Below are 15,889 nucleotides of genomic sequence, written 5' to 3'. Positions count from 1 at the left end.
CCCGTGTCCATGGAGCAGCTCCCGGGGCGAAAATCAGCGGATGAGGCGGACGTCCTCCGCCTTGACGAACGCGACGCGGTGGCCGAGCTGGATCTGGTGGTAGCGCTGCCTGCCCCTCACGGTGACGTGGCTCGCGGGCTTGTATCCGGCCGCATGGTACGAACCGGTCAGGGTGTCGCCGACCGTGTACGCCTCGCCGGGGCCGATCCGGTACGGGAGCGCGACGTGAGGCTGGTAGGCGACTCCCGTGCCGCGATAGGCCGACTTCTCCGGGTAGGCGCGCCCGTACACCTTGACGTCCGGGTTGCGCGGGACCACCACGGGGCCGCGGGCGCGGACGGCGGTCGGGTGCTCGTGCGGGTCGTGGAACCAGGCACGGCGGCCGAGATACCAGATGGCCGTCCAGTCGCCGCGCCGCCCGGCCACCGCGAACCGCTGCCCGGCGGAGGCGCGGGCGCTGTGGTCGTAGACGCTGTACGTGCTGGGCTCGCCGACGCGCTTGCCGATGTCGTCCACCAGCGGCGCGTCGTGGCGGGGCGCCGTGTGCAGCCACACCGCGGACGCGCCGTGCGGCGGGCACGGGCGGTCGGGCTTGGCGCTCTTGCAGCCGGTGAAACGCGGCCGGTGCTCGTCGTACTCCGGCAGGATCAGGACGGATCCCCCACGCCCGGGCCGTTCCCGCACAACCCTGCCGAACCCGACCCCATCACGCACGACCGAGCTTGCGGCGGTCTGGTCGCGCATGGAGGTCTGGTCGCGCACGACCGGGCCGCTCTGACCGTGCACGACCGCGTCCGCCGCGGCCTGATCAAGCCCGATGGTGTCGGCGGCGGTCTGATCACGCGCGGCCGGATCCGCGGCGGTCCGGTCAAGCGCGGCTAGGTCTGCAGGGGTGTGGTGGTGGGTGGCGGGGTCCGCAGTGGTCTGGTCATGTGCGGCCGGATCCGCAGGGGTGTGGTGGTCCGCGGCGGTTCCGTCGTGCGCGGTCGGGTCCGCGGCGGTGTGGTGCATGGGCAGGTCTGCGGTGGTGTGGTCGCGTATGGCTGGGGCCGCCGGAGGCTGGGCGTGGGAGGGACTGGTCGTGTCGGGGTGGTCTGGTTCTTCGCCGTACGAGGTGGCGGGCTCGTCGGTGGCTGCCTTCCTCAGAGTGTCGAGTCGCCGGGGGCGCTTGTCGAAGGGGGCGTCGAGCAGGTCGAAGTAGTGGGCCCAGTCCCAGTAGGGGCCGGGGTCCTCGTGCATGGTCGCGAGGGTGTCCGGGGTGGTGCCGGGGACGTTGTCGTGGCCCAGGATGTGGGCCCGGTCGAGCGGGATGTCGTGCTCGGCGGCCAGGTGGCGGACCAGCCGGGCCGACGCGCGGTACATGGCCTCGGTGTACCAGGTGCCGCCCCTGGCCAGGTAGCCCTCGTGCTCGATGCCGACCGAGCGGGTGTTGACGTCCCAGTTGCCGGCGTGCCAGGCGATGTCGCGGGTCTTCACGTGCTGGGCGATCTGGCCGTCGCGGGAGCGGATCGTGTAGTGCCAGCTCACGTACTCCGGGTCGCGGATCAGGCGTGGGATGCCCCGGAAGGGGCCCTCGGTGTCGTGGATGACGATGTAGTCGATACGGCGGGGGCGGCTCATGCGGTCGTGGTTGCCGTAGTCCTGCTCGCCGGTCCTGGCGTACGCGGCGGGCATCCACCGGCACTCCAGCGACGGCGGGCACTCGGCCCCCTCCCCCGGATCGGTCGGACGGACGGGGGAGCGGAGCGCGGGGTGCGCGGGCAGCCGGACCAGGGAGCCGTCGTCCGCCCGTCGGGCCGCGCCGTCGCGGATCACCCGCAGGACCTCGTCGGCGAACGCGCGTGAGCCCGAGTAGCGGGCGACCGCGGCGTGCCAGCGGGCCGGGTCGGCGCTGGGCACGCCCTGGTAGGACGCGAGCAGGGCGGCGCCGGCCCGGATGTTCGCGGCGGCGTCCCTCCGCAGCCGCTCGACGCTGACCCCCGTCAACCGCGCGGCCTCCCCAAGAGTCGCCCCCCAGTCGCCTCCGGACGAGGCCGCCTCTCCCGAGGTCACTCCCCGATCGCCGCTTCCGGACCGTGCCGCTTCGCCCGCGGTCGCGCCCTGGCCGCCGCTTCCGGACCGTGCCGCCTCGCCGCGGGTCGCGCCCCGATCGCCGCTTCCAGGGCGCGCCGCCTCTCGCCGATCGCCGTTTCCGGTCCGCGCCGCCTCTTTCGAGGTCGCTCGCGGGGAGCCGGATGCCGGCCGGGTGGTCTCGTGGGGCGTCGTCCCCTTGTCTTCCGCAGGGACCGTCGTCAGGGCGCCGGACAGTGCGGCGGGTTTGCCCGGGGGATCCAGGTGCGGGCGGGGGCGGGCGGAGTCGCCGCGGGCGTCGCCGTGCTGGTGGCCCGGTGCGGCGGCGCGGGGGAGGTGGCCGTGCGGCCGGCCGCCGGAGCGGGGGCCGGCGCCCGTGATGAGCGCGGGGTCCAGCAGGTGCATGGGGCCGTAACCGCCCGCCGTGGAGGGCTCGCCCGCGTGCGCGTCCCAGCGCGACTGCAGGTACGACACGCCCAGGAGCACGCTGACCGGCACCCCGTACTCCCGGGCCGCCGAGGCGAAGTCGTCCTGGCGTCCCCCCGGCTGGCCGGCCAGGACGGCGGCGGCGACGGCGACCTGCAACAGCATGACGGACCTCCACGCGACGGTACGACGCGAACACTGTGCGTCACCATTCCCGCGCCCGCATGGGATCTACCTAAAGCCGCACACCTGATTGGGAGAAGCTGAGCCCTCGCCGGAGCTGATTTCTGCCCGATATCGGGCAGGATGTTGGCGTGTCTCGTTCCATCTGCGTAATGTCCTCGTCTGTGTCTACGGCGCGGCATCCCTACGAGGACCTCATCGTCCACCTCACCCGGACGAGCCCGCTCGGGCCCGGCGAGGCGGCGCGCGTGGTGGCCGACGTGCTGTCGTACTTCTCCGAGCCCTCGGAGGAGTTCGTCCGGCGTCGCCACGGGGAGTTGCAGGCCCGTGGCTTCACCAACGATGAGATCTTTCCCAGGATCGCCGCCGAGCTGAGGGCCCGCCGGGTGGCGGCGCCCGAGCTGTCGCTGCGGCAACTGCGCCGGATCGTCTACGGATAGGAGACTCGGATGTGCGGAATCGTCGCGTACGTGGGGCCGAAGGACGCGGCACCCATCCTGCTCGAAGGGCTGCAGCGGCTGGAGTATCGCGGCTACGACTCGGCCGGGATCGTCGTCTCCAGCAAAGGACTCAAGGTCCGCAAGGTCAAGGGCAGGGTCGCCGACCTGGCCAAGGTGGTGCCGGCCAGGTTCAAGGGCGCTCTCGGCATCGGCCACACCCGGTGGGCGACGCACGGCGTGCCCAGCGACGAGAACGCGCATCCGCACCTGTCGGGCGATGAGCGCATCGCGGTGGTGCACAACGGCATCATCGAGAACGCCGGGGAGCTGCGGGCCAAGCTCGTCGCCGACGGCGTGGAGTTCCGGTCCGAGACCGACACCGAGGTGCTCGCCCACCTGATCGCCGCCGCCGTCGACGAGAACGACTCCCTTGAGGAGGCCGTACGCAAGTCGCTCAAGAGCGTCGTCGGCACGTACGGGATCGCGGTGATCGACGCCGAGCGGCCGGGCGAGGTGGTCGTGGCCCGCAACGGCAGCCCGATCGTGCTCGGCATCGGCGAGAAGGAGATGTTCGCCGCCTCCGACGTGGCCGCGCTCGTCCGCTACACCCGCCAGGTGGTCCACCTGGAGGACGGCGAGCTGGCCGTGCTGCGCGCCGACGGGTTCCACACCTTCGCCAGCGACGCCCGCGAGACCGCCAAGGAGCCGCTGACCGTCGACTGGGACGCCGGCCACTACGACACCGGCGGCTACGAGCACTACCTGCTCAAGGAGATCTCCGAGCAGCCCGAGACCACCGCCCGCACGATGAGCGGCCGCCTGGACGAGCGCTTCAACGTGGCCCACCTGGGCGGGCTCAACATGAACGCCCGCGAGACCCGCTCCTTCCGCCGGGTGAAGGTCATCGGCTGCGGTTCGGCGTACTACTCCGGCCAGATCGGCGCCCAGCTGATCGAGGAGCTGGCCCGGATCCCGGCCGACGCCGAGCCCGCCAGCGAGTTCCGCTACCGCAACCCCGTCGTCGAGCAGGACACGCTCTACGTCGCCATCAGCCAGTCCGGCGAGACCTACGACACGCTCGCCGCCGTGCAGGAGCTCAAGCGCAAGGGCGGCCGGGTGATCGGCATCGTCAACGCGGTCGGCAGCGCCATCGCCCGCGAGGTCGACGGCGGCGTCTACCTGCACGCGGGCCCCGAGGTGTCGGTGGCCTCGACCAAGGCGTTCACCTCGACCGCGGTCGCGTTCGCGCTGCTCGCCCTGCACCTGGGCCGGGTGCGCGACCTGTCTCCGGCCGACGGCCGGCGCATCTGCGAGGGCCTGCGCAGGCTGCCGGGCCAGATCGAGGAGATCCTCACCCAGGGCGACAAGATCGCCGAGCTGGCTCAGAAGTACGCCAAGCACGCGAGCATGATGTTCGTCGGCCGGGTCCGCGGCTATCCGGTGGCCCGCGAGGGCGCCCAGAAGCTCAAGGAGATCTCGTACGTGCACGCCGAGGCCTATCCGGCCAGCGAGCTCAAGCACGGCCCGCTCGCGCTGATCGGCCCGGAGATGCCGACGGTGGCGGTCGTCCCCGACGACGAGCTGCTCGACAAGAACCTCACCACGCTCGGCGAGATCCGCGCCCGCGGCGGCAGCGTGCTGATGGTCGGCCACCGCGAGCCGGACACCAAGCTGGCCGAGGACTGCATCGTGGTGCCCAAGAACGAGATCGAGCTGGACCCGATCCTGCTCACGATCCCGCTCCAGCTGCTGGCCTACCACGCCGCGGTGGCCCTCGGCAGGGACGTGGACAAGCCGCGCAACCTGGCCAAGAGTGTCACGGTGGAATAGCGGCAAGAGGGGGTTAGCAAACCCTTACCGTTCGGCTGGGTCATAGTCGGAATCCGGCCGGTGTCGCCCCGGGAGGGGAGCGCCTAGGGTCGAAAATGTGCCCCAGTCCGACCCCGACACTCCCAATCTCGCCCGAATGTACGACTACCTGCTCGGCGGCAAGGACAACTTCGCGGTCGACCGCGAGGCCCTGGACCGGCTGGCGGACCTGATACCGGAGGCGGTGCCGCAGGCGCGCGCCGCCAGGGAGTTCCTCCAGCGTGCGGTCCGCTACGCCGCCGCGCAGGGCGTCACCCAGTTCCTGGACGTGGGCAGCGGCCTGCCCACCCAGGGCAACGTGCACGAGGTGGTCCCGGACGCCAGGGTCGTCTACGTCGACCACGACCCGGTGGTGGCCGCGCACGGCCGCGAACTGCTGGAGGAGCAGGCCGGGGCCGTCTTCGTGGAGGCCGACCTGCTCGACCCCGCGCGGATGCTGGACGGCGCCGCCGGCTTCCTCGACCCGGCCAGGCCGGTCGGGGTGCTGCTGGTGTCGGTGCTCCACTTCGTGCCCGACAGCATGAACCCGCACGCCGTGGTCGCCCTCCTGCGGGAGGCGCTGGCGCCGGGCAGCCACCTGGCGATCGCGCACGCCACCTCGTCGGGCGACGCCCCGGCGGGCGGCACCGGCCGGGGACCGGAGGAGATCCAGGCGTTCTTCGGTGACTTCGTCATGATCGAGCCCGGTCTGGTGCAGGCCCACGAGTGGCGGCCCGACCGGCCACGCCTGGTCGGCGCCACGCGGCTGCCGCTGCTGGCCGGGATGGCCTGGAAACCTTAGTAGGTGATATCCGGCATGTGTAACTCTGCGTGATCTGTAAATAACCTGAAGTGGACACTTCGGGGGAGGCGGGTCATGCGGCGCAGGCGGTTCCTCGTGACAGGCCTGGGAGTGGCCGCCTGCCTGGCCGGCTGCGGTGACCGCCACGCCGGACGCGCGCCCGGCGCGTACGAGATCCTCGGCGGCGGCGAGCGCTGGAGCCGCGTCGCCGAGGCGTTCACCCAGGTGGCCCGCGGGGCCGGCTACCCGGTCGGCGGGGCCGGGCCGGTCACCACGATCACCATCACCGGGCTGCCCGCGCTCGCCGCCGCCGAGCTGAACGCGGCCGAGTCGCCCCTGCACGGCACCACCCCGCTGGCCCGGCTGGCCGGCGAGGTCGAGGTGGTGCTGGTGCCGCGCGACTCGGGTCTGGCCACCTTCGACGCGTTCGGCGCCCGCCTGCGCGCCGACCCCACGGGCACCCCGCTCGCCGGCGGGCCGCAGGGCGCCCCCGACCATCTGCTGTTCGGGCTCATCGCCCGCGGGCTCGGCGCCGACACCCGGCAGGTGGACTACACCGGCTACCCCGGCATCTCCGAGGTCGCCGCCGCGCTGCTCGCCGGCCGCGCCGTCGCCGCGACGGGCCCGCTCGCCGGCTGGCGCCCGTACATCGACCGGGGCCGGGTCCGGGTGCTGGCCGTGTCCTGTGCCGAGCGGTTCCCCGGGCTGGACGCGCCCAGCCTGCTGGAGCTCGGGGTCCGGGTGGACTTCGCGAGCTGGTGCGCCGCCGTCGGGCCCGGCGGCATGCCGCAGGAGAGCCGGGAGGCGGCCATCGGCATGTGCGAGGAGGTGACCGGCTCGCCCGGCTGGCAGCGTACCTGCCGGGAGGGCGACTGGATGCCGATCCCGCTGGCCGGCGACCGCTTCGCCGCCTGGGTCGTCTCCGAGGTCCGCCGCACCAAGGCCGTGCTCCGCGATCTCGGCCTCCTCGAAAGCGGCAAGGGCACAACATGATGTGGCGGTTGCGAAAGCAGCCACTAGATGTAGGATCTCGATCGTTCGCCGGTTCGCCCCCGCCCGGGGCGGAGCAAAAGGGAACCCGGTGCGATTCCGGGGCTGCCCCGCAGCGGTGAGCGGGAACGACCGCCGTCAACGAGCACTGGAAAGATCCGGGAAGCGACGGCCAGTAGGAGAGTGCGAGACGCCCGCGAGCCCGAAGACCTGCCGGCGATGGACCATGTCCAGGGCCTCGAGGGAGGGCCCGGGGGCCTAGCGGCGTGCGCCGCCGTGCTCTCGCGCGCCCTCACGGGGATGAGCTCGCGAGGAGAGAGCACGTGACACAGATCGTCGAGGGTGATCGGCGCCTGGCCATCGAGGAGGCCGCCGCCCGGGTGATCGCCGACCCGGCGAACTCGCGGGTGGCCGCCGGGCTGCTCGCCGAGGAGATCGCCGAAGAGGCGGCCGCGCACGGGGTGCGTTCGTTCTCCGGCTCGATCGCCGCCACCCACGCGGCGGGGCTGATCCAGGACGGCCTGGCGGAGTTCGTCGCCGCGCACGCCGCCGAGCTGGACGCGCTCGTCTCGGACGCCGCCGACGAGCGGTTCGAGTACTTCGGGCTGCGCACCGTCTACGACCGCTACCTGCTGCGCCACCCGGTCACCCGGACCGTGCTGGAGCGGCCCCAGCACTTCTTCCTGCGGGTCGCCTGCGGGCTGTCGGAGACCGTCGCGGAGGCCGCCGAGCTCTACCGGCTGATGGCGACGCTGTCCTACCTGCCCAGCTCGCCGACGTTGTTCAACGCGGGTGCGCGCCGCCCGCAGCTCTCGTCGTGCTTCCTGCTCGACTCGCCGCGCGACGAGCTGGAGGCGATCTACGACCGGTACGCGCAGGTCGCCCGGTTGTCGAAGTACGCGGGCGGCATCGGCATCTCGTGGACCCGGGTCCGCTCGCGCGGCTCGCTCATCCGGGGCACCAACGGCCACTCCAACGGCATCGTGCCGTGGCTGCGCACCCTCGACGCCTCGGTCGCGGCGGTCAACCAGGGCGGCCGGCGCAAGGGCGCGGCCTGCGTCTACCTGGAGACCTGGCACGCCGACATCGAGGAGTTCCTGGAGCTGCGGGACAACACCGGCGAGGACGCCCGCCGCACCCACAACCTCAACCTGGCCAACTGGGTGCCGGACGAGTTCATGCGCCGCGTCGAGGCCGGTGAGGACTGGTCGCTGTTCGACCCCAAGGACGTCCCCGACCTGCCCGACCTGCACGGCGAGGCGTTCACCCGCGCCTACCGGGCCTACGAGGCCGAGGGCCGGCACACCCGGCGGATCGCGGCCAGGACCCTGTACGGGCGGATGATGCGGACGCTCGCGCAGACCGGCAACGGCTGGATGACGTTCAAGGACACGGCCAACCGCACCTCCAACCAGACCGCCCGGCCGGAGAACGTCATCCACCTGTCCAACCTGTGTACCGAGATCCTGGAGGTCACCAGCGACGCCGAGACCGCGGTGTGCAACCTCGGCTCGGTCAACCTCGCCGCCCACCTGGACGGGCGCGACGGCCTCGGCTGGGAGCGGCTGCGCGCCACCGTCCGGACGGCCGTGCGCTTCCTGGACCGCACCATCGACCTGGGCTTCTACCCGACGCCCGAGGCCGGGGCGGCCAACCGGCGCTGGCGGCCGATCGGGCTCGGCGTGATGGGGCTGGCCGACGTGTTCTTCGCGCTCCGCCTCCCGTTCGACTCGCCGCGGGCGCTGGAGCTGTCCACCCGCATCGCCGAGGAGATCGCGCTGGCGGCCTACGACACCTCGGCCGACCTGGCCGCCGAACGCGGGCGGCATCCCTCGTACGACGAGACCCGCGCCGCGGCGGGCGTGCTGCACCCCGACCACTACGCCGCCGCCGGCTCGCCGCGCTGGGACGCGCTCCGCGAGAAGATCGCCGCCACCGGGCTGCGCAACTCGCTCATGATCGCCATCGCGCCGACCGCCACCATCGCGTCCATCGCCGGCTGCTACGAGTGCATCGAGCCGCAGGTGTCCAACGTGTTCAAGCGCGAGACGCTGTCCGGCGAGTTCCTCCAGGTCAACCGCTATCTGGTGGCCGACCTGCGGGAACGCGGGCTGTGGACGCAGGCGACGCGCGACGGGCTGAAGCGCGCCGACGGGTCCGTGCAGCACCTGCCGGGCATCCCCGACGACCTCAAGCTGCTCTACCGCACCGCCTGGGAGCTGCCGCAGAAGGCGCTCATCGACCTGGCCGCCGCCCGCCAGCCGTACGTCGACCAGGGCCAGTCGCTCAACCTGTTCATGGCCGCCCCCACCATCGGCAAGCTCTCGTCGATGTACGCCTACGCGTGGAAGCAGGGTCTGAAGACCACCTACTACCTGCGTTCCCGCCCGGCCACCCGCATCGCGCAGACCACCGTCCAGCCGGCCGCCGCCGTCGAGCAGGTGGCCTGCTCGCTGGAGAACCCCGACGTCTGCGAAGCCTGCCAGTAAGGAGATCCCCTCATGCTTCTCGATCCCGGAATGGACCTCACCCTGCGCCCGATGCGCTACCCGGACTTCTACGAGCGCTACCGGGCCGCCATCCGCAACACCTGGACGGTGGAGGAGGTCGACCTGCACTCCGACGTGGCCGACCTGGCAAAGATGACCGCCCAGGAACGGCACCTGATCAACCGGCTGGTCGCGTTCTTCGCCACCGGTGACTCGATCGTCGCCAACAACCTGGTGCTCAACCTCTACCAGCACGTCAACGCCCCCGAGGCCCGGCTCTACCTGAGCAGGCAGCTGTTCGAGGAGGCGGTGCACGTGCAGTTCTACCTGACGCTGCTCGACACCTACCTGCCCGACCCGGACGAGCGGGTCAAGGCGTTCGCCGCGATCGAGCACATCCCGTCGATCCGCGACAAGGCCGAGTTCTGCTTCCGGTGGATCGACTCCATCGGCGACCTGCGGAGTCTGGAGAACGCGGGCGACCGGCGGCGGTTCCTGCTCAACCTCATCTGCTTCGCCGCCTGCATCGAGGGCCTGTTCTTCTACGGCGCGTTCGCGTACGTGTACTGGTTCCGCTCCCGCGGCCTGCTCAGCGGGCTGGCCACCGGGACGAACTGGGTGTTCCGCGACGAGTCCATGCACATGGAGTTCGCGTTCAGCGTCGTCGACACCGTCCGGGCCGAGGAGCCCGAGCTGTTCGACGAGGAGCTGGGCGAGCAGGTCGGCCGCATGCTGGAGGAGGCGGTCGCCGCCGAGCTGGCCTTCGCCCGCGACCTGTGCGGCGACGGCATGCCCGGGATGTCCGCCGAGCAGATGCGCGCCTACCTGGAGTACGTCGCCGACCAGCGGCTGGTCAGGCTGGGCATGCCCCGCCGCTACGGCACCGAGAACCCGTTCGCCTTCATGGAGCTCCAGGACGTGCAGGAGCTGGCCAACTTCTTCGAACGCCGGGTGTCCGCTTATCAGGTGGCGGTTGAGGGCAATGTGAGTTTTGACGAGAACTTCTGAATCTTCGGGGGGTCGCTCACGTGCAGTTCTCCAGCGCCTGGCTGAACCTGGCCGGCGCGATGATCGGGGCGGTCATCGTCCTGGAGCTGACCCGGCAGGTGCTCCTCAGGGTCGGGCGCAAGTGGACCTTCAGCAGCCGCCTGGTCAAGCACTGCCACTGGCCGGTGGTGACGACCGTCCTGCTGATGACGTTCAACATCATGTTCTACCCGCTGATGATCGGCCCTGAGCCGCAGCAGCGGGCGTTCGGCGAGTCCGTCGAGCGGGTCGTCACGCTGCTCATCATCGGCGCGGCGACCTGGCTGATCATCCAGGCGACGTACGCGTTCACGGACGTCGCCCTGGAGCGCCTGGACCTCGTGGAGGGGGAGCGCAACCGGCGGGCCCGCCGCATGAAGACGCAGATCACGCTGGTGCGCCGGGTCGCCACCGCGACCGTCGTGGTGATCGCGTTCGGCGCGATGCTGTTCACCTTCCCGCAGGTGCGGGCGCTGGGCGCGGGTCTGCTCGCGTCCGCGGGCATCGCCGGCGCGGTCGTCGGCATCGCCGCCCAGCCGACGCTCGGCAACATGCTCGCCGGGCTGCAGCTCGCCTTCAGCGACGCGCTGCGCCTGGACGACGTTGTCGTGGTGCAGGAGGAATGGGGCAGGATCGAGGAGCTCACGCTCACCTACGTCGTGGTGCGGCTGTGGGACGAGCGGCGCCTGGTCCTGCCGGTCTCCTACTTCACGCAGACCCCGTTCGAGAACTGGACCCGGCACGGCAGCCGGGTCCTCGCCGTCGTCTACCTGCGCGTCGACTGGTCGGTGCCGGTCGGGAAGCTGCGTGAGGAGCTCTACCGCTACCTGCAGACCAACCCGCTGTGGGACCAGAAGGACTGGACCCTCCAGGTCACCGACATCCAGCTGAACGGCCTGGTCGAGCTGCGCGCGCTGATGAGCGCCGCGGACTCGGCCTCCGCGTGGGATCTCAAGTGCGACGTGCGCGAGCACCTCATCACGTACGTGCGCGAGAACCATCCCGAGGCCATGCCCCGCTTCCGCGTCGAGTCGCCCGAGACCCGCGCGGGCGTCCCCTGGCCCGGCGAGCCCGGTTCGCCGTAAAACCGCTGGCGCTCCGGCCGATCATCGGTCTAGCGTTGACAGCGTCAAGACCGAGGAGAAAGGGGGCGAGCAGTGACCGGCCTGAAGCGCGAACCGCTTCCCCCGTCTCCCGGCGCCTGCCCGGCATCCGGCTGACCCGACCGGGCCGCCGGGGTTCACAGGCGGTTCTTCACCACCCGAGTGTGGGGCAGCTTGGCAGCCCGCCTGCCTTGGGAGCAGGAGCGTCGCAGGTTCGAATCCTGCCACTCGGACACCGGCCCTGAAAGAAGAGGGCCGCGGGCACTGATCTGGACCGGCGGGAGTGGCGACCCCCGGCCGGACACGGCCCTCCGCCCCGGGCACGGCCCACGCCAGCCCGGCCCGGGGCCCACCTCTCAACCCTGCAGCAGTCCGGCCAGCTTCTCCGCCACCTCGTCGGGCGATCCGGAGCCGTCGACCACCAGGTCAGGGTGCTCCGGCGGTTCGTAGGCCTGGCCGAGGCCGGTCATGTTGGGCAGCCTGCCGGCCTTCGCCTGGGCGTACAGGCCCTTCGGGTCCCGGCTCGCGCACACCTCGGGCGGGGTGTCCACCCAGACCTCGGCGAAGTCACCCGGCGGGAACAGGCTCCGCGCCGCCGCCCGGTCCGTCCGGAAGGGCGAGACCAGCGCGACGATCACGATCAGCCCGGCGTCCAGCAGGATGCGGGTCAGCTCGGCGACCCGGCGCACGTTCTCCGCCCGGTCTCCCTGGGTGAACCCGAGGTCTCTGTTGAGTCCGCTGCGGACGTTGTCGCCGTCGAGCACGTACGTGTGCAGCCCCATGCCGTGGAGCCGCCGCTCCAGCGCGTTGGCGATGGTCGACTTCCCGGAGCCCGGCAGACCGGTCAGCCACAGCACCTTGGCCCGCTGCCCCTTCAGCTCCTGCCTGGCGTCGCGGTCGACGGTGAAGGTCTGCCGGACGACGTTGCGGCCGCGCCGCAGCGCGTGCCGGACCATGCCGGCCGCCACCGTCTCCTTGCTGACCCGGTCCACGAGCAGGAAGCTGCCGGTGTCCCGGCACTCCTGGTAACCGTCCAGGCAGAGAGGGGTGTCGGTGGCCAGCTCGACCGTGCCGATGTCGTTGAGGCCGAGGGAGCGCGCGGCGAGCCGCTTGCCGGACACCACTTCCATCCGGCCGCGCACGGCCGTGACCGTGGCGGGCACGGTCCGCGGCCCGGCCAGCATCAGGTAGGAGCGGCCGTGCCGCAGCGGCTCCTCGGCGGTCCAGATCAGGGTGGCGGAGTACGCCGTGGCCGGGGACAGCCCGTCGCCGAGGGCTTCCGGCGTGGTCAGCAGGTCTCCGCGCCGGACGTCGACGTCGTCGGCCAGCGTCACCGTCACCGGGGTGCCGGGGGCGGCCTGGTCGAGGTCGCCGCCGCCGGGGCCGATCAGCCGGTCGATCCTGGACGCGACCCCGCTGCCGGCGACCGCGACGGCGTCGCCCCGCCGGACGGGGGCGCCGATCACCGTGCCCGCGAAACCGCGGAAGTCGTCCGCCCGGATCACGTACTGGACGGGCAGCCGGTAGCCGCCGGCGTCGTCCGCCCGCGACCCCTCGGCCGGCTCCCACTCCGACAGCGCGCCGAGCAGCGTCGGCCCGTCGTACCAGGGCAGGTTCGGCGAGGGCTCGACCACGTTGTCGCCCTGGACGGCGCTGGCCGGGATCACGCTCGCCGCCATGTCGAGGCCGTTCGCCGCCGCCAGGACCTCGCTCGCGAGCTTCTCGAACACCGTCTGGTCGTAGTCCACCGCGTCGAGCTTGTTCGCCACCGCGATGACCGCCCGCACACCCATCAACGCGCAGATCGCCAGGTGTCTGTGGGTCTGCTCGCGGACCCCCTTGGTGGCGTCGACGAGTAACACGGCGACGTCCGCGGTGGACGCCGCGACCGCCATGTTGCGGGTGTACTGCTCGTGTCCCGGCGCGTCGGCGATGATCACCCGGCGCCCGGACGGCAGGTCCAGGAAGCGGTGGGCGACGTCGATGGTGATGCCCTGCTCGTGCTCCGCCTCCAGCCCGTCGGTCAGCAGTGAGTAGTCCACCGCGCCCGCCGCGATCGTGGAACCGCCGCGCCTGGTCCGCCGCGCGTAGTCGAGCTGGTCGTCGGTGGCGCCGCCGGTGCCGGCGAGCAGCCGGCCGATGAGGGTGGACTTGCCGTCGTCGACCGAGCCGCACGCGACCACTCGAAGCATGGAGATCATCAGAAGTATCCCTCCGACTTCTTGCTCTCGATGGAGGTGCCGCCCTCACCGTCGATGAGCCGGCCGGCGCGTTCGGACCTGCGGTCGCGTCTCATCTCGTCGATGACCTCGTCGACGGTCGCCGCCTTCGACTCGACCGCCGCGGACAGCGGGTAGCAGCCGAGTGTGCGGAACCGTACGTGGCGCAGCCGCGGCTCTTCGCCGGGCTCCAGTGGTAAGCGTTCGTCGTCCACCATGATCAACGAGCCGTTCCGCTCGACGACCGGGCGGGGCGCGGTGAAGTACAGCGGCACCACGGGGATGTCCTCTCGCTTGATGTAGCGCCAGACGTCCAGCTCCGTCCAGTTCGACAGCGGGAACACCCGCATCGTCTGGCCCTCCGCCAGCTCGGTGTTCGCCCGCCACCAGAACTCCGGACGCTGCGAGCGCGGCTCCCAGCGATGACCGGGCTCACGCAGCGAGAAGATCCTCTCCTTGGCCCGTGACCGCTCCTCGTCGCGTCGCGCGCCGCCGATCGCGGCGTCGAACCCGCCGTCGTCGAGCGCCCGGCGCAGCGTGACGGTCTTCATGATCCGGGTGTACTCGTGAGCGCCGTGGGTGAACGGCGTGGCTCCCTCAGGGTTGGTGTGCACCCGCAGGTCGAGCCCCAGCCGCTCGGCCGTCTCGTCCCGGAAGGCGATCATCTCGCGGAACTTCCAGCCGGTGTCGACGTGCACCACGGGGAACGGCATCCGGCCCGGCGCGAACGCCTTCATCGCCAGGTGCAGCAGCACCGAGGAGTCCTTGCCGATCGAGTACAGCAGCACCGGGCGGCGGAACGCGCCGGCGACCTCGCGCAGCACATGGATCGCCTCGGCTTCGAGCATGTCCAGGACGTCTTCTCCGGCCATGTGCAGACCCTCCGTCGTCGCTGTGCCAGATAGACCGTCTTCGCGGCCGTACATGTCTATAGTAACCTATAAATAGGTGATATCGGGTTACTCGGTCTCACGCAAGACCCGGACCGGCCGAGCGGAGGAGAGGTCATCAACTTCCCAGGACGCGCGGCCGGAAACGCTACGAACAACCAGATCGGCGGTGTGGCGGATGAACGCTCGTGGCAAGCGGAACGGCTCTTTGACCGTCGAAGAGCTGTCCAAGAAGACCTGGAACGACTTCGAGACGGTTCTCGGCGACAACGGAGGCGCCCGGGGGTGCTGGTGCATGCACTGGCGGCTCTCCATCGCGGAGTGGACGGAAGGAAAGGGCGAAGGGAACAAGAAGGCCATGAGCCGTCTCGCCCAGCGGAAACCGGTGCCGGGCGTCATCGTCTACGACGACGGCGCGCCGGTGGCGTGGTGCTCACTCGGGCCGCGCTCCGCGTTTCCGAGGCTCGAACGCTCGCCGCTCCTGTCGAGCGTGGACGACGAGCCGGTCTGCGCGCTCGCGTGCGTCTTCGTCCACAAGAAGCATCGTGGCTCCGGGCTGCTGCCGGGCATCCTCGAAGCCGTCTGCGCGTACGCGGCGTCCGAGGGTTACACGACCGCCGAGGGGTATCCGGTCGAGCCTCCCGAGGGGAAACGCGCGGGCTCGGACACGGCGATGACGGGGATAGCCAGCGCCTTCCTCAAGGCCGGGTTCTCCGAGGTGGCTCGCCCGCGCAAGGACCGGCCGATCATGCGGCGGCAGCTCACCTGATCCCTGGGAAGGCGCGCCGGTCAGGGCGTCCGGCCCTGACGGTGGCGGCGCGCCTTCTCCCGGTTCCCGCAGATGCTCATGTTGCACCAGCGGCGGCGTCCGCCCCGCGAGGAATCCAGGAACAGCCAGCCGCACCTCCCGCAGGCCCTGACGCGGCCGGACGGAAGGGTGAACACCGCGTGGACCGCCAGCAGCGACAGGACGGCCGGAATCGCTCCCGGCGCCGTCCAGTCCGCGGTGAACCGGTCGAGCGCGGCGTCGATCCGCTGCGCCTGGTCGGCTCCCACGCCCTTTCCGGCCCGTTCGAGAAGCGCGCCGAAGGGCCCGGCCGGCGCCGCCTCGCCGCGCGCGATCGCGCTGAACACGGCCCACGCCTGTTCCCTGACGGCCTGGACCTCGGGTACGAGATCCTTGGCGGACGCCTCCGGCAAGGGCGGCGTCTCCTCGAACAGCCCCGCGGACGCGCACCACGTCAGGACGTCCGAGGGCGTGTTCAGCAGCTCGCCGTCCTCCGCCGGGTGGTTGCGGTCGAAGATGGTGTTCGTGAGGTCCAGGACCGGGTGGCCGCCGACGAAGTGGGCGTCCTGCCAGGGAGACTGGGCCTTGATAGCTAGAGTAACCATTACGTCTAGTT

General features: G+C 71.4%; 12 protein-coding genes, 1 tRNA gene and 1 riboswitch. Of the genes, 9 read left to right on the top strand and 4 right to left on the bottom strand.

Annotated features, from left to right (window positions below; genetic code table 11):
* Positions 1–33: 33 nt before the first annotated feature.
* Complete coding sequence (locus AB0K05_RS25970; protein ID WP_364232354.1) at positions 34–2,661, bottom strand: N-acetylmuramoyl-L-alanine amidase; 2,628 nt, start codon at positions 2,659–2,661, stop codon at positions 34–36.
* 170 nt (positions 2,662–2,831) lie between these two features.
* Here AB0K05_RS25970 and AB0K05_RS25965 point away from each other — a divergent pair, with 170 nt between their 5' ends.
* The 8 genes from AB0K05_RS25965 (at position 2,832) to AB0K05_RS25930 (ending at position 11,610) form a co-directional block, all read left to right on the top strand.
* A complete protein-coding gene (locus AB0K05_RS25965; protein WP_148030665.1) occupies positions 2,832–3,119 on the top strand; it encodes a hypothetical protein in 288 nt (95 codons plus the stop codon).
* A gap of 9 nt (positions 3,120–3,128) precedes the next feature.
* Positions 3,129–4,949, top strand: coding sequence for a glutamine--fructose-6-phosphate transaminase (isomerizing) (glmS, locus tag AB0K05_RS25960; protein WP_219547579.1), 1,821 nt, complete (start codon positions 3,129–3,131; stop codon positions 4,947–4,949).
* Positions 4,950–5,046: 97 nt separating this feature from the next.
* Positions 5,047–5,769, top strand: a complete 723-nt coding sequence (locus tag AB0K05_RS25955) for an SAM-dependent methyltransferase (RefSeq protein WP_261808453.1) — start codon at positions 5,047–5,049, stop codon at positions 5,767–5,769.
* 75 nt (positions 5,770–5,844) lie between these two features.
* Positions 5,845–6,762, top strand: coding sequence for a tripartite tricarboxylate transporter substrate-binding protein (locus tag AB0K05_RS25950; RefSeq protein ID WP_271277426.1), 918 nt, complete (start codon positions 5,845–5,847; stop codon positions 6,760–6,762).
* A 32-nt stretch (positions 6,763–6,794) separates the two neighbouring features.
* Positions 6,795–6,992, top strand: a riboswitch (cobalamin riboswitch).
* Positions 6,993–7,082: 90 nt separating this feature from the next.
* Positions 7,083–9,248 (top strand): ribonucleoside-diphosphate reductase subunit alpha, encoded by a 2,166-nt coding sequence (locus AB0K05_RS25945; RefSeq protein WP_271277425.1) that lies wholly within the window; start codon positions 7,083–7,085, stop codon positions 9,246–9,248.
* A 12-nt stretch (positions 9,249–9,260) separates the two neighbouring features.
* A complete protein-coding gene (locus AB0K05_RS25940; RefSeq protein ID WP_148030669.1) occupies positions 9,261–10,256 on the top strand; it encodes a ribonucleotide-diphosphate reductase subunit beta in 996 nt (331 codons plus the stop codon).
* 20 nt (positions 10,257–10,276) lie between these two features.
* Positions 10,277–11,359 carry a mechanosensitive ion channel domain-containing protein gene (locus AB0K05_RS25935; RefSeq protein ID WP_364232349.1) on the top strand — a complete coding sequence of 361 codons (1,083 nt, stop codon included), beginning with the start codon at positions 10,277–10,279 and terminating at the stop codon, positions 11,357–11,359.
* Between the two features lie 176 nt (positions 11,360–11,535).
* Positions 11,536–11,610, top strand: a tRNA-Pro gene (locus tag AB0K05_RS25930).
* Positions 11,611–11,733: 123 nt separating this feature from the next.
* Here the strand turns inward: AB0K05_RS25930 and cysC are convergent.
* Together cysC and cysD are read right to left on the bottom strand one after the other, a co-directional pair.
* The gene (cysC, locus tag AB0K05_RS25925) at positions 11,734–13,578 is read right to left on the bottom strand and encodes an adenylyl-sulfate kinase (RefSeq protein WP_364232347.1); all 1,845 of its coding nucleotides are present in this window, start codon (positions 13,576–13,578) and stop codon (positions 11,734–11,736) included.
* Positions 13,578–14,468, bottom strand: a complete 891-nt coding sequence (gene cysD, locus AB0K05_RS25920) for a sulfate adenylyltransferase subunit CysD (protein WP_148030671.1) — start codon at positions 14,466–14,468, stop codon at positions 13,578–13,580. The genes cysC and cysD overlap by 1 nt, the downstream gene beginning before the upstream one ends.
* Before the next feature lie 226 nt (positions 14,469–14,694).
* On the opposite strand from cysD, the gene AB0K05_RS25915 reads away from it, so the two are divergent.
* On the top strand, positions 14,695–15,255 hold the full coding sequence (locus tag AB0K05_RS25915; RefSeq protein ID WP_364232344.1) for a GNAT family N-acetyltransferase: 561 nt from the start codon (positions 14,695–14,697) through the stop codon (positions 15,253–15,255).
* A gap of 20 nt (positions 15,256–15,275) precedes the next feature.
* Here the strand turns inward: AB0K05_RS25915 and AB0K05_RS25910 are convergent, their stop codons facing one another.
* Entirely contained in the window at positions 15,276–15,878 is a 603-nt protein-coding gene (locus tag AB0K05_RS25910; protein ID WP_364232341.1) for a CGNR zinc finger domain-containing protein, read from the bottom strand.
* Between the last annotated feature and the right edge of the window lie 11 nt (positions 15,879–15,889).

It is taken from the genome of Nonomuraea sp. NPDC049486 (assembly GCF_040676925.1).
GTDB classification, from domain to species: Bacteria; Actinomycetota; Actinomycetes; order Streptosporangiales; family Streptosporangiaceae; genus Nonomuraea; species Nonomuraea ferruginea.
This window is presented reverse-complemented; position numbering and strand designations above follow the sequence as displayed.